Raw genomic sequence first — 23,006 nt, 5'->3', positions numbered from 1 at the left:
CATATTTCGGGGAAACCGGTTAAATTCAAGATTAATTACAACTTAATCTTAAAAAATTTAAACGTATAGCTATCAATTTATCAACGTATAATATAGTACTTTGGTAAGGAGATTCCCGTCTGGCAAATGCCTGATAAAGAATATACCCCGGACCTATGTTGACAAACCTATACTCAGAGGCATTAATTGATCTACTTTTCGAAAAAAGTGATGACTTCTTTGGTATTTATGATTTGAGCGAAGAACATTTCGTTCATGTCAACCAGGCGGGCGTGCAGATGCTTGGGTTCACTTCCGAACAGGCTTTATTAGCGCATCCGGTCCGGTCGCGTTCCGTTCGGACGCAGCCTCTGGAGGAAGAATCCTGGAACCGGCTCATCGGGCTTCTGATTCGGGACGGACACTATGAAGAAAAAACGCAGATTGAGCGCGAAAATGGGCAGACGTTCTGGGGGCACCTCATCATCAGTACGTTCACAACCCGAAACCGCCCGTATGCGCTCATTCAGCTCATCGACCAGGAGCGTCTGCACCAGGCCGAACGCGAACTGGAACACAGTGTGCGACGCTATCAGGGAATTTTCTCCAATGCCACCATCGGTATTATAGTCTGCGATCAACAGGGCCACATCGTTTCAGCCAATCAAATGGCCGAACACCTGTTTGGGTATACGAGCGAAGAGTGGCTTAAGCTGACGATTGAACAACTCGTGCCCAGGGAGGTCAGCAAGTACCACGAAAAACTCCGGCAGTCTTTCAACGCCCAGCCGCAGGTGCGGGCGATGGGTCATAACCGCGACCTCCATGCGCAACGGAAAGATGGCTCCGTATTTCCGGTCGAGATTAGCCTGAGTTACTTCCGGCTGGAAAATGAGTTATACGCCGTAGCCTACATTGTCGATATCACTTTCAAGAAAGAAGCCGAGCGGCAATTGCTGACCCACCGCGATCATATTGAGCGGCTCAATGCGGATCTGGAGCAGAAAGTGGCCGACCGCACCCAGGCGCTCATGGCCACACTGGAGCAACTGGAGCAGTCGAAAGACGAACTGGCGAAGGCTCTGGTTGTGGAGCGGGAATTGGGTGAGCTCAAATCGCGCTTTGTTTCGATGGCTTCGCACGAGTTTCGCACCCCTCTGACGGTGGTGCTGACATCGGCTGCGTTGATCGAACGCTACCCCGGAAGCGAGCACCAGATCAACCGCCAGAAGCACCTCAACCGCATCCGGGCATCGGTGAATCACCTCAATGATATTCTCGAAGAATTTTTATCAGTCGATAAACTGGAAGAAGGAAAGGTCGTGGCCCACCCCGTAGCGGTCAATATTCCCCAACTGGTGAACGAAACCGTGGCCGATATGCAGGAGTTGTTGAAACCGCTGCAAACGATAAAAACCGAATTGGCCTGCCAGACACCGGTTTGGCTCGATCCTTCCCTGCTGCGTAAAATTATAGTCAACCTGCTCTCCAACGCCGTGAAATATTCCGGACCCGGATCAACGGTGACCATCAGGGCAACGGACACCGAGGGGAAGTTGACCCTCTCGGTGGCGGATCAGGGTGTGGGCATTTCTGCTGAAGATCAGGAGCACCTGTTCGAGCGGTTTTTCCGGGCTAAAAATGTGACGGATATATCGGGTACGGGCCTGGGCCTGCACATTGTGGCCCGGTATGTGGAGTTGATGGGTGGCCAGGTGTCACTACAGAGTGCATTGAATGAAGGGACCTCTGTTACGCTAGTTTTTCCGTATGAAAACCATTCTTTTGATTGAAGACAACGACGCTATCCGCGAAAATACCGCCGAGATTCTGGAGCTGGCGGGCTATCGGGTTTATACGGCCGAAAATGGAAAGATCGGCGTGGAAAAAGCCCTTGCCGACAAACCGGATCTGGTGATCTGCGACATTATGATGCCCGTGCTCGATGGCTACGGCGTACTGCATATTTTCAATAAAAATCCCCAGCTGGCGGGCGTGCCTTTTATTTTCCTGACCGCCAAAACCGAACGGACCGAATTCCGGAAGGGTATGGAATCAGGAGCGGATGATTACCTGACCAAGCCGTTCGAGGAGTCGGAATTGCTGAGTGCCATTGAAGGCCGGCTAAACCGTTTCCGAAACGTGGAAGCCAACTACAATCTTCAGCAGGACGGGTTGAATCATTTTCTGGCCCATGCCCGCCAGGTGGCCAATCTGGAAACGATCTCCGCGGATCGCAAGGCCCATGTGATGCGTAAAAAGCAATTTGTGTATTCGGAAGGTGACACGCCAACGCGATTGTATTTTCTTAAAACCGGCAAAGTCAAAACCATCCGGACCAACCAGGATGGGAAAGAATTCATTACCGGTCTTTACAACGCGGGGGATTTTTTTGGTTACCTGGCTTTACTCGATAACAGTGATTATACCGACTCGGCGGTAACGCTGGAAGATTCTGAACTGGTTTATATTCCGAAAGAAGATTTTCAGCAATTGCTGCTGGCAAACCCGGAAGTGAGCGGCCAGTTCATTAAAATGCTGGCGGGTTACGTTGACGAACGGGAAAAACAGTTGCTCAATATGGCCTATGATTCGATCCGGCGACGCGTGGCCGATGCGCTGCTCCGTCTTTACAAGCCTGATCAGGAGGAGGTTATTCAGCTGACGCGGGACAACCTGGCGGCAATTGTCGGCACCGCTACCGAAACCGTGATTCGTACGTTGAGTGAATTCCGGCAGGATGGTTTGCTGGAAATGCCGGCAACGGGCGGCATCCGGTTGCTCCAACCCGAAAAGCTGCGCAAGGCTAACTGGTGACCCTTTGGCAGTGGCGAGTGACCCATCGGGACCGGCGGTTTTGGGTAGTCGGGGCGCTACTGTCCAGTCGGTTTTCAGGAAGCGGGTCTGCCAATAAAATAACCAGACCGCAGCGCTATCTGGTTATTTACACCCTCGAAAGACCTTCGCGAGAAGATCCTTTTATACATAGCTCCTAACGGCTTGTAGGAAAAGATGTTGTTGAAAAACCCACTAAAGCTAGGATTTGGCCCCTTTGCGGTTCGGGCTATAGTTGCCTGTATCGGCATTTGGCAAAGGGTTACTTCGTGGTTCTGAAACAGGCTTACCGTTTAGTTAACCGCGACCAGTCTGGTGGCCGCCACGGTTTGCCGGGCCGTTGCCAGCGTTAGCGCCTGCGTCGTGGTTTCAACACCATTGGTGATGGCTACCTGATAAACCCCGTCGGGCAGGTCACTTACGTCCAGACGGACACGAGCCGCTTCCTGGCGTTTGCCAATCGACTGCGCGAAGAACTCTTTCCCGGCGCTGTTGGTCAGTCGAACCTCCACTTTTCCGCCGGTTTGTTTCTTGACGGCAATCTGAACCTTGCCTTCAGTGGTGGTATACATACTGCTCTGAAATGCCGCAGCCTGTTTGGGCTGGCGGGCCGGTTTATGGCTTTCTGCCTGCGAAGCAGAGACGGTAGCGGCAGTCAGAGAAAAGGCAACGAGCAGGGATTTGATGAGCGTTTTCATGGCGTATGATGGTTGATTTTTGTGTCCGTTTGAATGAATCAAAGGTCGGCTTCAACGCCCGGAAAACCTGTCACAAATGAGTCGATACCTGCTACTTTTGGGAAAAACCGGTCGGAGGGTGGTGGATTTCGGAGTGATTACGGCACCCGAAGTCCGTATACAAACTGCCGTTGCCTAAAACCGCTTGAAAAAGAGGCTGGAATTTAGAGCCCCCGGATTGCTAAGCCGCTTGATTTTAAGTAGGTTACGAAAGTTAAATCCAATCCATCTCTCATGATCTCTAAATATACCTTCCTGTTCCTGATGGTCTTCGGTGTTGGTAATGCTTTCGGCCAAACACCCGATGATGAGGCCGCAATCAAAGCGACAATACGGCGCGAAACCCAGTCTTACTTTGCCGCTGATGCGAAGACCTGGCGCGATTGCTGGGCTGCGCTGCCTGAATCCACTAATCTATATTACAGCGCACAATCGCATCAGGTTGGGCAGACAGCAATGGCTAAACCGGATCACAATGGCCACTTTGTAGATCTTATTCTTGATATATTTTAGTTACCTAATCCGAGTCAGACAATCCGTCTGGTGAAATACTAGTGATGTCTGACTCCACCACTAACATTGTTGCCTTTTAGCGATATGACATTCATTGAAAGGATAGATACATTTCTTTAAAATTCAAGGTCATTTCGTCAAATTGATTAATCACATCCTGGCCAATATTGCCATAATAGGGCTGACCCTGATAGGAGGGCGTTGTATGCACTGCAATGTCCCTGAGCGTTACTTTTTTAGGGCCAATAGACAGCGTTACTAAAGGTAGCGTATAGACCCTGCGTTGGGCCATACCGCCTGCACCACCTGATTCAATCCGTTGGGTAAGGCCTTGCTTGAGAATTCTGGTTTTGTATTTGTGGAAATAGTTGCTGTAAAACTCGGTGCCGGTTGCCCCCGTATCAAAATGATAAGGTAAGGTATCTTCCTCACACTTTAACGAAACGACCGTCGTTGACCCATCAAAGGCCAAATTACGAAAGGGCATTTTTACCGCTTTTTCACCAATCAATAGCCGACCATCTTTAATGAATCGAACCTGATTCAAAGCGGTTATAACCGGAAAGCCCAGAATCCCCTGGATCTGAAAATGGATGGGGGGGAAATAGAGCATCTCATCGGGGAGCACTTGGAATACGACATGTCTGATCAGAATATGACCAACATACAGACTGTCGGCAATGCCCAGTTGCGATTTAAACGTTTTGCCCGTGATTCCGCTTGACTCTTCATACGTCACCGGCAAAATGGTCAAGCCTATCCGTTTAGCAAAGCTTTTCGTTACGGTGGATAGATGCGCGCGTGTATCAAAAATAATGTTCCTGGGCTGATTGTTTAATTGGATGGGTATTTCGACCAGCCCGATCCGGTTTCGTCTCCAGTGTAGGCTGTCCGGCTGAACACGTACTTGTTGAGGGGGTGTATTCGCCAACGCCTGATGGATAAGTAGTGTGTTTTGTACATTATGAAGCTGGCTTCCTAAAATAGTCTCGTACTTTTCAACCAATTCTTTTCCTAGTAAGGCCGCTTTCTGGTAGTGAAATGTTTTGAAATAGTTGTCACGCTGAAGCATCAGTAAGGCCACGCGTATAGAATCCCCGATAAAGGGAGTCCTTTTTTTTAGCAGTTGATCCGTTAGTACAATGGCCTGTTGAGGCTGATTAAAAGCACTAGCGACAAAGGCAGAGAAATAGGTTCTTTTTTCGAGGCTTATTGCTTCTCCACTATTTTCAAGTAATTGATTTACTTTAAAATAATCTTTTTCCTTCAGACTGTAATGCAATTGTCTCTCCAGTAAGGCATTAGCCGACTGGCTATCCGTTTTTTTGCTAGTACAACTTGCCTGACCTATTAATACCGCCCCTATAAGAAGCATCCCTAACTGTCTCATAACTCGCTCTAGATATGACAAATAACTGTTGTTTTGCCGTATGCTACGGATGGTAGTTTACAGGTGTTAAAATAAGCTGTCCGATCAAATAGTCAGATTGAAGAAGCTGATCGGACATTATTTAGTCTCATGTAGGAGTCTTCTGATTTGAGTAGTTTTATAAGTTAGCTTATTCCTAAAAACTAATTATGGCTCCTGAGTAAGATAAGACTATGTTTGTCACACGGCTTGGCCTATAATGAATAATATGCCTCCAACAAAGCTGATTAGCAAGGCTAGTACAAGGCGAACCGTTCTTGTAAACTGCATCGTAGGGAGGTGGGATAAATTTGTGGTATACGCAACCATTATGTTAGCCAAAGTACAAAACTTCAAGCAAAATACGTTAGGGTGAACCGTCTCGATACTAGCCCCATTCGATAAGCATGAGCGCTTATCAGTCTCAAGGAGGAGCCTTTTTTTGAGAAAGCCGTTGAGAAGGATTTTAAGCGAAGCAATCGGCTTGGCCTCATGGAAGAGATGGAGATGAAAAACCAAATCTATTTCTAATTCTAACGTCAAACATTTGACTCCCTTACCGCAAAATGGCTTGATCACCCCCTTAATTTGTCGCATTTCGCCCAGGCTCCTTTCGAAAGGAGCCGTAGCTTTGTGACCTTTAATCATCAAGATGAGAAAGTTAGTTTTATTCGCCCACATCTCTTTAGATGGCTTTGCCGCCGACATCCACGGTGGCCTGGGTTTCTTATCCTACAATCAGGAGCTCCAACACGTTGCTGATGAACTGGTAAAAACCGTTGGCACGCCGGTTTACGGCAAGCATACCTATCAATTAATGGCAGGCTACTGGCCTACCGTTTTAGCCGATCCAACGGCCAGCCAACAGGAACTTAACCATGCTCGTTGGGTGGAGCAGATTCCCAAAATCGTTTTTTCCACAACCCTGCCCAGTGCGGACTGGCTTAACACGAGGCTGATCAGAGACAATGTGGTCGATGAGATCACCCGACTGAAACAGCAACCCGGCAAAGATCTGGTGATTTTCGGCAGCCCTGGCCTAGCCAAAAGTTTCATGTCACTGGGCCTCATTGATGAATACAAATTAACACTGCATCCGGTCCTACTTGGGGAAGGGATTCCCCTCTTTGACAGACCTACCCCAATGAATAAGCTGACGTTGCTTACATCAAAAACGCTCGGTTCGGGAGTAGTGACGTTACATTATGCGGCTCGAGAATAAGCCGGAAAAAGACTATTAAGATTCACCGGTGCAACCTTTGTCAGTTAATCATTACTCGTATTTTACGCTATTCATTGGTCACTTATGAGCGCCCTGGACAATAAACACCTGATGGAAACGATTTTCGCCCAATTAGCCCTAGGCAATGATCAGCCTTTTCTGGAGGCTATGGCCGACGACATGCAGTGGACCTGGATGGGTAGTAACCAATGGTCGAAGACCTTTGCGGGTAAGCAGTCGGTGGTCAATGATCTATGGGGGGCAGTCAAGACGAGCTTACGTCCTCCCTATAAAGTGAGCGCTAGGCGTATTATAGGGGATGGGGATTATGTAGTGGTTGAAGCCGTTGGTGCGAACACGACGCCTGAGGGCAAACTGTATAACAATCGCTACTGCTGGGTATGCTTTCTGAGAGAGGGTAAGCTACGGGCGATCAATGAGTACATGGATACGGAACTAGTGACCCAAACCTTCCAACAGTAGTCTTTTGAGTGGGTTTCCCATGAGCTACGTCAAACAGTAGAAATGAGCCTTTTTGGGAGATCTCATCTTTAGAATCCAAAGTTTTTGTAGATTGGCTAACCGGTAGATGCATATACAACAGAAGAACTTGAAGAGCAACTCAAGATCAAAACCCCACCACCTTCTGTTGAGTGGTCGAGTGATTACTTATAAAACCTGTTTCCCCATTATCACTAGCACAGCAAAACTATTCTCCAGTTTAGGGCATCCCTTTCTTCCAATTACGTTATTTGCCCTCAATGTAACGTTCCGACAGTTGCCGATCAGGAATGCAATGACCATCTCCGCAGTGCTACTGGTTGGGGTGGTGCATGTCAATTATTGATCCTGGCCTCACGTTGAGGCTTAGCAAGCGGCCCGGACTGGCCTCGTCCTGATCCAGCGACCGGTGCCGTCTTTAAACTTGCTTCTGCAACCCGTTTGATGTTTTCCGGGCGGCTGCCTAACTCAGACCACTTCCCATCAGCCGCTGCTTTCCAACCGAATTTAGTCGCAATGATTACGTGCCCTTTAAACGGTTGCAGGGCTTCCCCAACCAGTTGCTCATTGGTGAAAGGTCCATACACTTCCGCTGTATCAAAGAATTTTAATCTACATCAATTGAAAGAACGTCTGAAATCCAGGGGCGACACACTGGTTTTGAGCTTAAATAGTTTACTAAAGGACTGGGGATGTTCAAATCCTAAGCCATAGGCGATCTCGCTGATCGAAGCCTGGCTCGTCGACAACTGCTCCTTCGCTTTTTCGATGAGGTAGTTATGAATGTGCTGTTGGGCATTTTGCCCGGTAAGTGATCGCAGCATATCACTTAAATAACTGGCACTCACGTTTAATTGCGCCGAAAGAAACTGAACCGTTGGGAGCCCCTGTTTTAACACGTTCGGTTCCTGGAAATAGGCGGTCAAAATCTCTTCTGCCCTTTGAAGTAAATCGCTGCTTACCGCCTTACGGGTGATAAATTGCCGGCTGTAGAACCGGTTGGAGTGATTCAGCAGCAATTCAATCTGTGAAATAATAACATCCTGGCTGAAATGATCAATTCTGCTTTTTAATTCTTCTTCAATACTCTCAAAAACAGCAATGATCGTGGCTTTCTCTTTCCCCGACAGATGCAACGCTTCATGGATAGAATACGAAAAAAAACCGTACGCTTTGATTTTCCTGGCGAGGTCGTAACCCAGTAAAAAATCCGGGTGGAAAAGTAACGTATACCCAGACTGATCGCTTAATGGTGCATGACTGCCGGTGATTTGATTCGGCGCAACAAAAAACATCCCTCCCTCATCGAAATCGTAGTAATGCTGCCCATATTTGAACTTTCCCTGGAAGTTCATCTTGTAAGAAACCTTGTAAAAATTTAAAATATGGGGGCTGGGAAGCCTTTCCAGCGGTATGGTCCCTGTGGCATTATTGATCAGACTGACCAATGGATGCATAGGTGCCGGCATATCCAGCACCTTATGCAACCTTGATAAAGAATCGAATCGATGCTTAGCAATTTCGTCCTTCATAATCTGTGTTTATAATTTGCTTTCAATGCTGCCCAATGCACCCTGTACGCCGTTAAGGGCTTTCTTTGCGTCATCCCAACTTGAATCGTTTGGATCGAGTGCACTCCGAATATACGCAAGGATACTTTCACACACAAAGGCAACCCGCCCGGGGTTTTCATCACTTGTTTCGCGGGCATCATAACCGGATATCCCGCCAAAAATGTGTTCAGCGCCGAATACGGTCAGCAGATCCTTGGGGCCGGGACTTTGATAATAAGCGTCTGCGCGCCAATTGTCCACATCAGAGAACATAAGGTTTTTGTCCTGGTCTCCATTTACAATGAGTGCTGGCAAAGTCATAGAGCCAAAATTGCCGGCCGCCAACACCGGGTAATGTTGTCTGTTTACTCCATTAAATCCTTCGGGTCCACCAGACGCGCCAATGAGCACCCGGGCCTTTAATCTTGGTTCAGCGGCATTCACTAGTTTACCTGTTGCGGGGTCCGTTACCTCCATGCCGGCCAGCATGGCTACAGTCTGGCCACCCATAGAATGGCCGATGGCAGCAATTTTTGCTTGATCGACTCTTCCGGTTAAGCCGGGCACTGTGGCAATAATTTCGTCCAAATGATCCAGGATAAATTTCATGTCCGTTGCCCGTGAACTCCAGAACAGGGGTGCTTCAGGAAGGGATGAGGAAAGGCCGAGTGCTTTGGAATTTTGATGAGTAGGTTGGATGACGACAAATCCTTGTGCCGCAAAAAAATCAACCAGGGGGGCATATCCTCTGTACGAAGAGAGAAAGTTGGAGGGTCCATGTCCATGCGAAAGAAGGATGACCGGCAGGTTGTTTCCGCTAGCAGGAGCAGAAACTTTCATTTCAAGGTCTACGTGACGGCCGGGAACCGGTATTACAACCGGACTAAAGCTCATGATCGGTGTTTGTGAGAATTTCATTTTAGTATTGATTTTGATATCGGCAAAGTTCAGCAGCCTTCAGTTCCCCGGCGTAGTGAAATCGGGGCATTGCGTAGCCAAACTCCGGAAAAGGTATCCAGCGCCTGATTAAGGATGTTAGAGGGAGAGTAAAGAGCGTGACAAGCATTCACGTCTAAACACGAGTTGTCTTACCTTGAAATAGGTTGTCAGATTTTTACCAAAAATCGACAACCATGCAAGATCCCATTCGAGACCTTTTGAGCCGCTTTCAGTACAGGGGTCGCCCTTGCGATTCCATGGAGGAATCAAGAACATGGTACCTACTCAAAAAGGCAGGAAGGCATAACATTAGAGTCAGAGCAACCATAGAATCAGCCGAATTGGGAAGCTGTTAAAGCCGCCTGACTGACTAATCGCACCGGCATCCCGGCTGTTTTGAAGAAATACTCCAACTTAATAGGGGTTGATACACTATCAATTGTGTTAGGCTTATCGCTACTTTCTATGACGTAAGATGCTAAGCGCTGATTGTATTTAACGATTCCCTTTTGATGCTGCCCCTATCCCGCAAATGAGGAGGCTTCGAATGTTGGTGAACAAGGAGGACCAAAAGAGGAATAGGTTCAAGCTATGAAACCTAACCCCGGTAGGCCCGGTAACCCCAGGGTTAAAATTCGGCTTGATCATCAAGTTGCCTTTCAGTGTGGCGATTTATAAGCACGTTAATGAATATTCGCGTACTGTTCATCGGACCTCGATGATGCGCTCAAACGGCTCGCTGCGTACGTTCAGTTTGGAATACGTAGTGCCTTCCAGCACCAGTAGATACCGACCGGGGGCAAACGTGGCCGGAATCGTGAAAGACAGAGCCGACGTTCCGATTTCGCAGTTACCCCCTTCCACAACCTCTACCGACCCTTCGACTAGGGGGTTATCGACCCGAATGAATTTTAATTTCGACTGGAGCAGGCAGTACGGACCGATACCGAACCGGTAGGATTTTGCGCGGTTGACCACCACCGGGGCTTTGGCGTAAGGATCAAACGTATAACCTTCCAGACCGCTGAAATAAGGTTGTACCGGGCTATTGATTACCGGCAACCGCAGGTATTCCGCCGTCACCTGCCCCTTGCGAACCAGTTGAAGGGCGTAATAACCCGCTGGGGTATCTTCCGGAAGCGCAACTTTTAGCCACTTCCCATCGGCGTCATATTCTGCTGGTTTAATCCGACTCTCGCGGCCGTCGGCATCGATCAATTGCACTTCAAGTTGTTCATCCCCAAACAAATTGACACCACCAAGGGCGACATTCCGATTGGGCGTACCCATTACGTAATTGCCGTTGAAGGACAGTTTTGGAGCACCTCGTTTGACCAGCAGCGGTTGGGATAGGGTGGCCTTACGACCATTTTCCTTCTGAATCTCCACCGCGTATTCGCCGGGCGGGATCGCGTACTGTTCGATGAGGGGCCAGAACAGCAACGGGTCAACGATTTGGGTACTACTGGCCGACGGGTAATCGAACACATTAATTTTAGTGACTTCGCCGGAACCTTTCCGGGTCAGCACCAGGTACGTCGTGTAGCTGCCGTCGTAAAAGTTATAGATCGGCAGGCCCAGGCGTGATCCCGTCTCGTACACGAACGGCGTCGGTATGGAACCAATGGCCAGATCACCGGCCGGTTTGAGCAGGATTTTGTAGGAAACGTTGGTCGTCGGCAATCCGCCGATGTTCAGGTCAATCGATCCCGGATGAAGCAAGTCCAGGCCCATCGGCCGCACCACCCTTGCACTGTCCGTCACCCGGAACATCGTGGCCGGCAGGCGGGAAGCGATAGCGGTGGGAACGATAACCGTTACCTCTTTTTTCGCTTCGTCAATGTTGATGTTTTCTTTGGGAATGCCCTCAACGGTCATTTCGAGTAGTTTCGGCAGAACGGTAGCCGCTGAAGAACCACCGGGGAGACTCGTTCCGGGCACTCCGACAACGACGGCCGGCTTATCGTGATCGGGTTTGCACGTTGCCAGCAGCAGCGGCAACAACAGGCTCAGGTAAACCAGTGAACGTCGGCTCATATTCAGATAAGTTTAGGCGTAAAAATGTACCGATAATGATTCCTATTGGCAAGAAACCGTTGTAAATCAGAACTATTTTATCTTCAATTAATGGAAAATCTTCTTAAAACTGTTCAATATCTGAGAAATTCTATGGTTGGGCTCTGAGTTAATGGCTCTTCAAATCTTGTACCGCGATATAAACTGTTGGAAAACCGCCAAGGGCACAAACAAGTCCGGAAGGGTCGGCAAGCTCTTGGCAGGTGAATGCTAATGTGTCTCCAGCGACGACTGGTGGCGCATCGACCCTGGGCAGGATCGTTCCTGCCCAGGATTGATTGAGAACCCCCGCTTTCACCACCTAACCGCCAAGGGCCAAGTCTTCTCTGGAATAAGAGAAAGCGGGTAATAAAAACAGTAGCAGCAGGCTTATTCGTTGCATATCGTTTCAAAAGCTAACAGTGAGCCAATAAAAACAGGGGAGACAACGGTAATCAAATAGCCCGGAAAGGACCATAGCAGACCGCTTGGAACCGTACCCACTACCAATCAAATCCGACTCGGTAATGGGTTGGTCACCGTAGCATACCACAGACATTCCAAAAGTGAAATCACCACAAGAGTCCCGTAAACGTATTTCAATTCGATGGGACCCGCGTGGACCGGGCGGCCAAACGAGTATTTAGGTAACACCAGTAGGTATGTCACCGATCAGCGTTTTGTCCAGAAGGGTGCTCCTTTTACCATGTCTGACTCGGTCGCTATACCGTCGCTCGACACGACGAATACGTTGCCTTCAACAGGGGTAGGCCATTGCCTGGCGAAGGCCACAACGGCGTCCGCAACGTCTTCTTTGGTTTGCGCCTGAGTCATTCCGGCTACGAAATCTTCTTCCAAAACGCCCGTAAACGCTGCGTATTTTGGCACTACCACATCACCAACGCCGGTATTTTTCATGAGCCGAAAGGGGGCCAACGTCAGAAAGCGCAGGCCGAGCCCCCCTCGATTCGAAGCGAGCTGAGCGTAGTTGGCCAGAAACATCTGCATTCGCTTGGAACCCGCATAACCGCCCGAAATCGGTGAGCCACCGATGGCCGCCCCACTGGACAGGAACAGAATCAGGGTGCCCGCCTTGGCTGGTCTTGTGAGAGCATACTGGGTCAGCAAATAGGAGGCCTTCACATCGGTATTCCAGTTCGTACTGAAGGTCTCCCAGTCCAGATCGACGATCGATTGGGAAGGGGGCATTGCCCCGCCTGCCAAAACCACTACGTCGGGAGCGTCCTGAAACACGGTTTCAAGGGTGCTTGTATCCGTCATGTCTGCCTGTAAGGTGCGTACAGAGGGCCATTTGCGGACAAGCTCGGCGAGCGAGTCGGGTTTTCTTGCCACGACAAGTACATCGGCACCTTCCTGCAGAAAGGCTTCTACAATGGCGCGACCGGTGCCCCGGCTACCGCCTATAACTACTGCTTTTTTGCTGTTTAGAGGTTGCATAAATAGGTTGCGTGCTTCACGCAGCACGGGGTACAGGATGGATTTATTTCGCCGTAAATCGCCCATTTACCAATGATGCGAATGGCTTTCGTGAGAGATCGTCACTACAGCATTTTCTAATAGAAGAATTGTTCGACTACGATCTGACCGTCTTTCACTTCGTATACCATGAGTTCCTCAATCTTTATTCGGCCAAACCCGTCTACCGTAATATCGAAGCTCCTGCCAACCGCGAAATGATTGCCGCCAATGACGGGGTGGGTCGTGTGAGCGCCATGAAAATCCAGTACCTTTTTGACCCAGTTTTCGCCCTTTTGGCGAACGGCGAGTTTACCTTCCGCAGTTTTAAAATAGGGGGAATTGGGTGGTTCAATGCTTCTCACAGTATCGGCAAAAAGTTCGTCGTGAATGTCGAACCACTTTTCCTGCTGGGCGAGTTCGTCAAACCGTGCTGCAACCTCCTCAGTCGTAAGTCTTGTTTTGTCTGGGGTCATGTGATTTATTTTTAGATTGATTTAATCCATAGCGGTTTTACTTTTGGCCACTGACTTGCCGGGGTTTCCCTTACCCGTTGTGAACAAGTGGAGTAAACTGCCGTTGATAAAATGCGTCCAGCCTTGTGTACAGGAGGTATAGCACTGCACATCGGGCACTAAACCAACGTGCGTGAACCGAAGCTCGGTTTTGTCTCCTTTCGACGTAATGTCGAACTGGATGGTTGTGCCCGTCCATTCCTGTCTTTCCTGAAAGCGGGTGAGGTCACTTTCCGTAACCAGCCACTCGATTTTCTGGCCCGGAATCAGCGTTACCACCTTCTGGGTCGATTCATGAATACCGGGAAAATGGACCGTAAATTCATCGTTCAACTGGTGAGATGTACCGTGTAGGTTTTCGGTCCACCACCGGTCAACGTCGTTGATTGTGTTAAACACCTCGTCCGGAGATTGGTCGACAAGGAGTGTCGTGGTGAAATCTGATGGGGTCATGGCAGTTTGAAGTTGTGTTGTTGAGATCAGTGGTAGTTTCAGCATGGCCTGCATGCCAAAAGCGGTCAGGAATTGCTCGTACTGTTTCTTTACGGAATCGTTCGAACCACTGTTCGTGCCGGTGATTAGAATGACTTTTTTGTTCATGTTTTTTGATTGGTCAATGAGGTAGATGTATCCGATTTTTCGGATCTCTGCCCAGTACTTAAGGAAACGACTTAGTCGGCAATAGCGCCGAGGCTCCTGTTTACCACGGTGCCCATCATGGCGCTTGCGTTGCCAGAAGCCATAAATGCCGCCACATCGGCCATCTCCTGAAGCGAGGGCAGGCGCTTGCGATGCGTCCGCTCGGCAACCAACTCCTGAAATTGCTCGCGGGTCATGTCGTACGCCCTGGCGTGAAGACCAAAGACCTCTTTTATGGTGTCGCTGTCTGGCATTCCGTGGGTCCGAATCCCCAGCACTCGAACGCCTTTCGGCCCCAGTTCGACCGACAGATCACGAATCAGCGCTTCTTGGGCGGCCATCGCTATGGCTACTCCGCCCATAAGAGGGTTGGCAACCCGGGAGGGCGTCGACGTAACGGTCATAATTACACCCGATCCAGTGACAGCCATTAGCCGTCCGGCAAGTCGTGCGGTGATAAAATTGGCTTGAACATGGGTCTGGATGGGGGCCATAAACTGGTCAAGCGCCAGGTCGGTGAGTGGAACGCCCTGTAAGGTGGTGTTGCGAAGCCCAACTGCATTGAATGAAATGTCGAGCTTACCCGCTTGTTCGATCACTCCTTTAAGGTGCATCTCAACGGCTCTTTCGTCCAGCGCATCGACCTGGGCTGCTTCGGCAGAACCCCCGGCGACTTTAATTTTTGCGGCCAATTCTTCTACCCCTGTCCGTGATTGGCCGGTCAAAAAAAGCGTGGCCCCCTCCCGGGCTAAGGTCATAGCAACGGTACTTCCTACCGCACCGCTGGCTCCGTAGATAACAGCTACTTTGTTTGTTAATAACATCGTTTCTACTAGGTTTACTTACACCTAATCGGTAAGAACGAAGCAAAAGTAGTGTCTTGATTTCGGTATAGCATGGTGTAAAACAGACATTTTTCCGGGTTGATTTGGACAAAAATTAGCTGTAGATTTGACCAAAAACAGAGTATGAAACACGTCACCATACTGGTCCCGAAAGGCAACGCCAACCTCAGCAGTATAACCGGTTCGCATGAAATCCTGACCAGCGCGAACGCGTACTGGCGAAAGCAGGGCAACAAACCCAGGCTGGAGGTCACCCTAGCCAGCACGGAGTCTGAACTAAAGCTGGATGCCGGGTTTGTTACAGTGCATCCGATCCATATCCAAACGATTCAGAAAACGGACCTGCTGATTATTCCATCGGCACCGTACTCGGCGCAATTGATCCGGGAGAACGAAGCGATGATCGGCTGGATCAGGGAGCAGTATCTGGGCGGGGCCGAAATTGCCAGTATGTGCACAGGTGCTTTTTTGCTGGCGGCTACCGGCCTGATGGACGGCAGAATGTGTTCGACTCATTGGAGCGCAGAAGCCAGTTTCAGGCAGCTATTCCCCAAAATTAAGCTGCAGGCGGATAAACTCATTACGGCCGAAAAAGGCATCTATACGAATGGAGGAGCTTACTCTTTTTTGAACCTGATCCTGTTTTTAGTCGAAAAATATTTTGATCGGCAGACCGCTATCTACTGTTCCAAACTATTTCAGATCGATATGGAGCGCAGCTCGCAATCGCCTTTCTTTATTTTCCAGGCGCAGAAAAATCATGGCGATTCCCTGATTGAACAGGCGCAGACGTACATTGAAGAACATCTAAGCGGAAAGATCTCATTTGAGGAATTAGCGGCAGAACTGGCCATCAGCCGACGTAATTTTGACCGGCGTTTTATCAAGGCTACAGGCAATACACCTGTCGAGTATTTGCAGCGGGTAAAAATCGAAGTAGCTAAAAAGTCTTTGGAGAAAGGACGAAAATCAATATTCGAAGTGATGGAGGAAGTGGGCTATTCCGACGACAAAGCGTTCAGGGAGGTGTTTAGAAAGATAACCAGCTTATCGCCTTTGGAATATAGAGCAAAATACAATCGGGGAGCTACGTCTGCATAGCGATGGTTGGCAGAAACGGCCACCTTAACTGGCATTTTTTGAAAGCAATAGTCCAATCAGTTCAACTGAGAAGGTCCCGTTTTGCGCTGAAAACAATTAGGCAATGCACTAAAAGAACGCTATTCAAAAGCCCGGTAAGTTTAACCGGGCTTTTGAATGGCGTGGGAAAAGGGATAAAAGAAACGGAGCACAATCGTCAATTCATACCTTTCCAGACCTACCATTGCTGAACGAAAGCCAGGGGCCCATATGAGATCAAGATATCGGTTCGGAAAAAGGGTATCGATCAGCAGAAGTGGAAAAGGCACTGTCCTTTTTTCACGGCGAATCGTTCGCCGTGCGGTTCCCCGCATCAGCGGACCGTGCCGTGCCGGATCACTAGTGCGACGTCCAATCCCTTTGCCTTCTTTCGGGGAATAGGGTTGTCTTTTGAGTTGTGCACCTCCCTGGGCGTTTAACGAGGTCCCTGATGAGCGCCAGTTAGTACGACATACATTTCTTCCAGTGTTTTATTTTTTAAATCAATCGCTAGTCTGGCATGCTTCTCCTCGATCGGGGACAGCAGGCGAGTGCAGAGCTGAACGATTTCAAGGGGTACATCGCTCAGCATCATTTGATTCACCATCCGCTGCCTAGCATAACATTGGGCCAGTTTACTTTTGCCAGCCTCAGTCAGTTGAATCAGTTTGGCTCGCTTGTCATTGGGAGCGGGCCTTTCTTTCATCAGGTTATGATGGACTAACTTACTGATGGCATCCATGCCCGTCGTCGTTTCAGCAAATAAATAATGGGAATGATATACTTATATAACCCAAGTAAGATAGGAACAAAAAAAGCCCGTCAAAATCTGACGGGCTTTGAGTTTCGGTCACCGGTAAGAAGCGTCTTAGGCCACTTACCGGTGGGAATCGAACCCACATCTAACCCTTAGTAAGAGGGTCATTCTATCCGTTGAACTACGGCACTGCTTTGTATACACGGATACGAAAATAATGGTTCCATATCCCTAGTTTAAAGGTACATAGGAGCTTTATTATCCTCTTTTCCTAAAGCGTATTTTATTCGTTCCTCCAAATAAACTTCAAGCTCATCTGAATATGATTCCCATTTTGTGACGGAAGTTTGATGGTCGTTGTGTTCTTCCTTTGTTTCGGATACTTTTGAAGCTTCTTCAAAAGCATCCGCCATATCTATTGAGAACTGATACATAGAAGCTAGTTCAGAAAATGGCAATTCTTTTAGTCTTTTCATGGTATTAGAGTTGTTTAAATTCCTATTTTTAAGAAATCTCCTAAGTTCAACACTTTCACAACTGTTACTTTTTAAGCGGTTTACTTGCCTTCTTCAACGCTTCGTTAAACGAGATTTGCCCCGGTTCACGCTTAATATCCTCTTTGACGTTAATTCCCTCCTGCTGTTTCTTAGGCTTTGGTTTGTTTGATTTCATAACTAGCGGTATTTAATGGAAAATTTCACTTAGTTTCAATCCATAGTGATTTTTCAGTAATTCGGGTAGCGTACAACACTCTATAGGCAATAGACCGCATATAGTTGGTATTTTCTTAAAGGGTTTATTGTCATTGCCAGTACTCGATTCCTCAGAAACAACAACAATTTTGTTTCACTTTCTAAAAGTAATGTTTGGCCTTTAATCTGTGCATCTGCATACAGAATTATCTTAGCATCTGCACTCTTTAAATATTCGGTTTTAATGGCTTGATATAAAGCGTCACCTTGAACTATGCCCTTACCTCTTAAATAATCATGATCACAAAATTCATTATCCAGCCGTCTATGAAATTTAGCCGTCGGGACTAAGCTACTTGTCGAAGTTATTTTCTTTGCATTTGAAGAATTATATATAAACTCCAAATTAGTACTTATTGCCTTCTTTGCTTGATATTTAGCTTCGTTAGCTACTACATCTAATATGATTAAACTGCCATTTTCAAAATTACTTTTAAAGAGATTCTTTAATGAATCGTTTTTATCGAATGGCAAATAGTATCTCACTAATGCCCTTAATGATGAAGTATCAATTATGGCATTCATATTTGAAGATAGCTATCCAGATTTTTTGAGCTAAGATATAGTCTTTTACAAAAGTCCCTTTCAGTAATTAAACCATTATATAATGCGCCTTTTAGGGTGCGTTTATATAATGGGGAAATTATAGGCTTAGGTGGTGGCAAAAAAAAGGTTCGCCCTTCTGCTTCTGCTTTGCGTTTTTCTTCTTCAAGCTTCGCCTTACTGGCTTTATCTCTCTGTATCTTACTTTCTAACCACTGCTTATCCAGCGTTGCAATGACTTTGTTATAGTATCCTGCATCTATTTTATCATTAAGTAACAGTCGGGTATATATGGATGCTTTACTTAATTGTGTAGCAATGCCAATATCCTCAATTATATCATGGTGAAAATCATTTTCAGGGTTTGCTTGACCGAGTTCATCAATTATCTCACTGTATTTTCCTGCTAAAAAATAATAAGCAAAATCGCTACACCACCTTTCAATAGCATTCCCTGCATTGTAGTTACTGGCTCGAACAATTATATTATCGTCAATTTCCTCTTGATTTAACAGATAATGACCCAATTCATGTGCAAGTGTAAATATCTCCTGCTTTCGTGAATCTTTATTTCTATTCAACGCTATTACATTGGGAGCTAAGAACATGCCTTTAATATTAGCCCGCTCTTTTGTTCCAGGATGTTCAATAAATTCAAATACAAGGATATTATTCTCCGCTAATTGATCAATAAAGTTTTGCAAAAACTGTTTAGCATCAAAAGCATGTTCAGGATTAAGGAACTCTCTTACTTTATCTGCAACGTTCCTTGCCTTTTCATTTATTTTGAAGACAGGTAATTTACGATCAACCTTATAATCTATCATTCTATTTAAAGCCAAAAAAAACAGTTTGTCTTCCTCAAATTTATTGACAAGTCTTTTGGCTCCTAAATTGAGATCTGCGTTAAATATGTCTTTTCTGAAAAATATACTTTCACTCTTAGACTCAATAGGGTCGCTTGGATCAGTGTAATACTCTAAACCCTTATTGAATATTTTATCAATTTTCTTTAATGTTCCAAGTTTTATTCTGCCCCTAAATACATCCTTTTCAGTAATAGGCTTTTTTAATTTTTCACTTATTTTTGACAAAAGCTCATTTTTTGACACTCTAAATTGTGTCATTAAATGGTCAAGCCTTTTGACATTAAACTCAATTGCTTTCAAAGTATGAATAAAGACTTATTTAGCTTCTTCTTTGTTAATCAACTCTTTATAAGTAATCCCTTTGTTATTGGTGTTTGCCAAATATACATCAAAGCGCAACCCCTCACTCATTTCCCGGTTATTAAATCTGAATGTAAACTCATTTACATAAAAATGAAGGTGTTTTGAACTGGTATGGTGATAAATGCCGGTTATACCTCGCTTGAATAAAGCCCAAAAGCTTTCCATGCTATTCGTATGTACTTCACCGTCAACATATTGGTCGGCACTGTGACGAACGAACGAGTGTTCGAAGTCTTTTCCTAATGCCCGATATGTCAGAAATTCGTCGGTATAAACCTTGGAACCAGCTTCGACCTTTGATCTAATAATCGGTAAAATAGTCTTTCCTTTGGTATCTACTACCGGAACGGCGAAAACTTTTCCGTCACGCTGTATAATCCCTAATACAGGCGTTTTTGTTTTCGTGCTTCGCCCTTGTGTTCCGGGTTTCCGTTTCGATTCATGCTTGTTCTTTTCCTTACCACCAACAAACGTTTCATCAATCTCAACTTCATCAGTTAGTTGAATGTCTTCAGGAGCGAAGGCCAACCGAATGCGTTGCAGCATAAACCATGCTGTTTTTTGGGTAACGCCCAAATCACGACTTAATTGGTGTGAAGAGATGCCTTTTTTGTGGGCGGTAGCGATGTAAATAGCGAAGAACCATTTACGGAGCGATATTTTACTGTCTTCAAAAATAGTGCCCACACGAACGCTGAATTGTTGGCGACATTCCGCACATTTCCAGCGACGTGTTTTACCTTTTAATTCGTAAACGTGATCATGTTCACAATAAGGGCATTGTGCTTTTCCATTCCAACGGATTTGGGCTAAGTGCTGAACACACTTTTCCTCTGTATCGAAGTAATTTACTAATTCAAAGAAGCTATCAAAATCTCTTAAGTCGTTAATTTTCTTTTTCTTGCACATGGCGCGTATCATTATGTTGTAAAGATACGTATAATATTTGGGTTACACAAGTATATCATTTCCAAAAATATTATAGCTTTCTGGACCAATCATTTCGTTATGCAAACCAGGGCCTCATAGGAGATCAAGATACGGGTTCAAAAAATAGGTGGTGGTTTAGTTCGACAACGGTATTCTATAAATACCTGATCGAGAAATTTGTTTTAGAAGCGATGATAGTGAAAATAACCCTTACCTTTTACGTTGGGCTCACTGGGTTATATGGAAACAAGTACTTTTTTTCTTAAGAACGTTTCAACCGATACCGCTTACGTATTCTTTTTTACCGACAAAAAGTCGGTTAGATCCCCTGAATACGTGACTTTGAGCCGGTGCATCGCTCGTGTACAGGCTATATAGAGCATTTGCTTTTCTACCTCTGTTTTATAATTATCTGCGGAAGCAAATGGGACCACGACCTCATCAAATTCCAGGCCCTTTGCCAAATGAGCCGTCGTAATGATAACGCCTTCTTCAAATGCTACCGAGTCGGCAGTAAGCAAATGAACGCCGGATGCTTTGAGAGCCTCAAATGTATCCGTTGCTTGCCGGAGGGTTTTGCAGATGATTCCAAGGGACTGATATGGTGATTTTTGGAACGTTTTGATTTGCTGTTTAACGGCTTCTATTTCCTCTTTGCGGCTGCTAAAACCGGCTATTAGGGGTTGCTGACCATGCCTTTCCATCGGAATAATCTTAGGGTTGGGTAGGATACGCTGCGCAAAAGCCGTAATTTCTACGGTGGACCGGTAGCTTCGATAAAGCCTGACGACATCGGCCTGAGGAAACACGCGTTCAATTGTTTCGGCGGATGAAGCGCTGTACGGATTCACGGTCTGGCTTACATCGCCTAAAATAGTCTTTCTGCAAAGGAACAATCTTGACAATACTTCATATTGAATGGGCGTATAATCCTGCATCTCGTCGACCAGCAAGTGCTTGACATGCGTAAAGGTGGTGCTACCCTCCAGGCGTAGCTGAACATAAATCACTGCAAATACGTCGGCGTATTCTAACGTCTGGCGTGGATCGATTTTGAAAAACTCCGGTTTGCCGATCCAATCATAAAAATCTCGGTAGAAGTCCAGTATAGTGTTAAATTTAATCATGCGTGGAACGGCTTCCCAGATTTTTGCTTTTTCCGGCCCGGTCAGCTTGTGGCTTGTTGCGGCTTTGACATAGTCCTGAACCTCTTTCACGACAAGCGCGAATCTTTTCAAGATAGGAACACGGTGGTAGGCCTTAAACCGCCCAAGAAGGAACCGGGAGGAGACGACGGTTTTACCGACCACGAGGTCCGTACAGGTAAAGTAATTATTCTCAACATGGATGAGATATTGATTCAATTTGCTGAGGAAATCAATCGACGATTTAAACCGAAGGCGTTCGATGAAAGCGGGATCATTTTCCTCCAGCAACGAGGATACCTGGTCGAAGAAGGTCTGAAACTGGTATTTTTTTTGGAGCAATTCCGAGGCAAGCTCTTCCATACCCATCTCCGGGATGTATTCTTCCCCCAGTTCGGGCAAGACGTTAGAGATATAATCCGCAAATACTTGGTTGGGCGAAATGATGAGAATGTCTTTTGCCGAGATCGTCTCTCTGAAGCGATACAACAGGAAGGCAATTCGATGCAAGGCAATCGATGTTTTACCCGAACCCGCCACGCCCTGGATGACCATCACCTGGGCGCTCTCGTTTCGGATGACCGCATTCTGGTCCCGTTGAATTGTCGCGACAATGTTCTTCATCTTGTCGTCCGATGATCGGGCAAGCTCTTTTTGAAGAATGTCGTCATGAATGTTTACATCGTTTTCAATCATAAACTCCATGTGGCCGTTTTTGATCTTATACTGGCGCTTCAAGGCGATGTTGCCTTGTATTTTTCCGCGTGGTGTTGCGTAGGATGCCTCCCCCAGCTCGAAGTCATAGAACAGCGAGGAGATGGGGGCACGCCAATCGTAAATTAAGTTCATCCGCTGCCTCTCGTCGGTGAAGGAAAAAATGCCGATGTAAATCATGGATCGTTGATCATCCTGCGTAATGAAATCAACGCGGCCAAAATACGGGGATTGGCCCATCTTAATCAGCTTACGTTTTCTGGCTACGGCGGCTTCACCGGTAAGGGCCATTCGGTTTATGGATTGGTCCGCAGCCACCATATCGGCTTCATCCATGCCCGACTGGTGTTCATGAATATATTGCTTTTTCTCTCGGAGCTCGTTAGAAAACTGTTTCACGGCGTCATCAATCCGCCTGATGGCCAACGTAAGTTTTTCCCTGATCTGGGCAAGGAATTCTCTTTCTTGTTGTTCTGTTGCGTTAATCATTTGCTGTTTTGAAAGATTGAACCTTGGATTCTGTTCACTAAATGAATTTTAGTTTTAAAATTTCTCCCTCCTTCTATCGCCGGTTTGCAAACTAGTGCGCCACATGGC

22 protein-coding genes and 1 pseudogene are annotated in these 23,006 nt (G+C 46.8%); 6 read left to right on the top strand and 17 right to left on the bottom strand.

The annotated features are described in order from the left end of the window. Nucleotides 1–155: 155 nt before the first annotated feature. Together EHT87_RS11615 and EHT87_RS11610 are read left to right on the top strand one after the other, a co-directional pair. Complete coding sequence (locus EHT87_RS11615; protein ID WP_124906788.1) at nt 156–1,772, top strand: sensor histidine kinase; 1,617 nt, start codon at nt 156–158, stop codon at nt 1,770–1,772. Then, complete coding sequence (locus EHT87_RS11610; RefSeq protein ID WP_124906787.1) at nt 1,750–2,796, top strand: response regulator; 1,047 nt, start codon at nt 1,750–1,752, stop codon at nt 2,794–2,796. The genes EHT87_RS11615 and EHT87_RS11610 overlap by 23 nt, the downstream gene beginning before the upstream one ends. A 311-nt stretch (nt 2,797–3,107) precedes the next feature. Here EHT87_RS11610 and EHT87_RS11605 read toward each other — a convergent pair whose 3' ends face one another. Continuing rightward, nucleotides 3,108–3,512, bottom strand: coding sequence for a T9SS type A sorting domain-containing protein (locus tag EHT87_RS11605; protein WP_124906786.1), 405 nt, complete (start codon nt 3,510–3,512; stop codon nt 3,108–3,110). A gap of 273 nt (nt 3,513–3,785) precedes the next feature. Here EHT87_RS11605 and EHT87_RS11600 point away from each other — a divergent pair, with 273 nt between their 5' ends. Then, nucleotides 3,786–4,064, top strand: a complete 279-nt coding sequence (locus EHT87_RS11600; RefSeq protein ID WP_124906785.1) for a hypothetical protein — start codon at nt 3,786–3,788, stop codon at nt 4,062–4,064. A gap of 91 nt (nt 4,065–4,155) precedes the next feature. On the opposite strand, the gene EHT87_RS11595 is transcribed toward EHT87_RS11600, so the two are convergent. After that, complete coding sequence (locus tag EHT87_RS11595) at nt 4,156–5,454, bottom strand: pepsin/retropepsin-like aspartic protease family protein (protein ID WP_124906784.1); 1,299 nt, start codon at nt 5,452–5,454, stop codon at nt 4,156–4,158. Nucleotides 5,455–6,124: 670 nt separating this feature from the next. Here EHT87_RS11595 and EHT87_RS11590 point away from each other — a divergent pair. Continuing rightward, a complete protein-coding gene (locus EHT87_RS11590; protein ID WP_124906783.1) occupies nt 6,125–6,694 on the top strand; it encodes a dihydrofolate reductase family protein in 570 nt (189 codons plus the stop codon). A gap of 84 nt (nt 6,695–6,778) precedes the next feature. Further along, nucleotides 6,779–7,177 carry a nuclear transport factor 2 family protein gene (locus EHT87_RS11585; RefSeq protein ID WP_124906782.1) on the top strand — a complete coding sequence of 133 codons (399 nt, stop codon included), beginning with the start codon at nt 6,779–6,781 and terminating at the stop codon, nt 7,175–7,177. 353 nt (nt 7,178–7,530) lie between these two features. On the opposite strand, the pseudogene EHT87_RS11580 reads toward EHT87_RS11585, so the two are convergent. From EHT87_RS11580 to EHT87_RS11545, 8 genes and pseudogenes are all read right to left on the bottom strand, one after another. Beyond that, a pseudogene (locus EHT87_RS11580) lies at nt 7,531–7,791 on the bottom strand (aldo/keto reductase); the annotation flags it as partial. Nucleotides 7,792–7,812: 21 nt separating this feature from the next. Continuing rightward, complete coding sequence (locus EHT87_RS11575; RefSeq protein ID WP_124906780.1) at nt 7,813–8,727, bottom strand: helix-turn-helix domain-containing protein; 915 nt, start codon at nt 8,725–8,727, stop codon at nt 7,813–7,815. Between the two features lie 9 nt (nt 8,728–8,736). Further along, nucleotides 8,737–9,666, bottom strand: a complete 930-nt coding sequence (locus tag EHT87_RS11570) for an alpha/beta hydrolase family protein (RefSeq protein ID WP_124906779.1) — start codon at nt 9,664–9,666, stop codon at nt 8,737–8,739. A gap of 726 nt (nt 9,667–10,392) precedes the next feature. Then, a complete protein-coding gene (locus EHT87_RS11565) occupies nt 10,393–11,724 on the bottom strand; it encodes a hypothetical protein (RefSeq protein ID WP_124906778.1) in 1,332 nt (443 codons plus the stop codon). 690 nt (nt 11,725–12,414) lie between these two features. Next, nucleotides 12,415–13,200 carry an SDR family oxidoreductase gene (locus EHT87_RS11560; protein WP_124906777.1) on the bottom strand — a complete coding sequence of 262 codons (786 nt, stop codon included), beginning with the start codon at nt 13,198–13,200 and terminating at the stop codon, nt 12,415–12,417. 116 nt (nt 13,201–13,316) lie between these two features. Beyond that, nucleotides 13,317–13,694, bottom strand: coding sequence for a SnoaL-like domain-containing protein (locus EHT87_RS11555; RefSeq protein WP_124906776.1), 378 nt, complete (start codon nt 13,692–13,694; stop codon nt 13,317–13,319). Between the two features lie 21 nt (nt 13,695–13,715). Further along, nucleotides 13,716–14,333 (bottom strand): SRPBCC family protein, encoded by a 618-nt coding sequence (locus EHT87_RS11550; protein WP_221622009.1) that lies wholly within the window; start codon nt 14,331–14,333, stop codon nt 13,716–13,718. 71 nt (nt 14,334–14,404) lie between these two features. Further along, complete coding sequence (locus EHT87_RS11545) at nt 14,405–15,196, bottom strand: SDR family NAD(P)-dependent oxidoreductase (RefSeq protein ID WP_124906775.1); 792 nt, start codon at nt 15,194–15,196, stop codon at nt 14,405–14,407. Between the two features lie 144 nt (nt 15,197–15,340). Between EHT87_RS11545 and EHT87_RS11540 the strand changes: the two genes are divergently transcribed. After that, complete coding sequence (locus EHT87_RS11540; protein ID WP_124906774.1) at nt 15,341–16,318, top strand: GlxA family transcriptional regulator; 978 nt, start codon at nt 15,341–15,343, stop codon at nt 16,316–16,318. 454 nt (nt 16,319–16,772) lie between these two features. Here the strand turns inward: EHT87_RS11540 and EHT87_RS11535 are convergent, their stop codons facing one another. The 7 genes from EHT87_RS11535 to EHT87_RS11505 form a co-directional block, all read right to left on the bottom strand. Beyond that, complete coding sequence (locus EHT87_RS11535; RefSeq protein WP_124906773.1) at nt 16,773–17,078, bottom strand: winged helix DNA-binding protein; 306 nt, start codon at nt 17,076–17,078, stop codon at nt 16,773–16,775. 251 nt (nt 17,079–17,329) lie between these two features. Then, nucleotides 17,330–17,569, bottom strand: coding sequence for a hypothetical protein (locus tag EHT87_RS11525; RefSeq protein ID WP_124906772.1), 240 nt, complete (start codon nt 17,567–17,569; stop codon nt 17,330–17,332). A 64-nt stretch (nt 17,570–17,633) separates the two neighbouring features. After that, the gene (locus tag EHT87_RS31730) at nt 17,634–17,765 is read right to left on the bottom strand and encodes a hypothetical protein (RefSeq protein WP_262707747.1); all 132 of its coding nucleotides are present in this window, start codon (nt 17,763–17,765) and stop codon (nt 17,634–17,636) included. Between the two features lie 80 nt (nt 17,766–17,845). Continuing rightward, on the bottom strand, nt 17,846–18,370 hold the full coding sequence (locus EHT87_RS11520; protein ID WP_124906771.1) for a hypothetical protein: 525 nt from the start codon (nt 18,368–18,370) through the stop codon (nt 17,846–17,848). Then, nucleotides 18,367–19,557, bottom strand: a complete 1,191-nt coding sequence (locus tag EHT87_RS11515; protein WP_124906770.1) for an ImmA/IrrE family metallo-endopeptidase — start codon at nt 19,555–19,557, stop codon at nt 18,367–18,369. The genes EHT87_RS11520 and EHT87_RS11515 overlap by 4 nt, the downstream gene beginning before the upstream one ends. 15 nt (nt 19,558–19,572) lie before the next feature. After that, complete coding sequence (locus tag EHT87_RS11510) at nt 19,573–20,541, bottom strand: IS1595 family transposase (protein ID WP_221622008.1); 969 nt, start codon at nt 20,539–20,541, stop codon at nt 19,573–19,575. 296 nt (nt 20,542–20,837) lie between these two features. Next, on the bottom strand, nt 20,838–22,898 hold the full coding sequence (locus EHT87_RS11505; RefSeq protein WP_124906769.1) for a HelD family protein: 2,061 nt from the start codon (nt 22,896–22,898) through the stop codon (nt 20,838–20,840). Nucleotides 22,899–23,006 lie beyond the last annotated feature (108 nt).

The organism is Larkinella knui (assembly GCF_003858645.1).
Taxonomy (GTDB): Bacteria; Bacteroidota; Bacteroidia; order Cytophagales; family Spirosomataceae; genus Larkinella; species Larkinella knui.
Note: the sequence above shows the minus strand (reverse complement) of the source record. Positions and strands in the feature narration are given on the sequence as shown.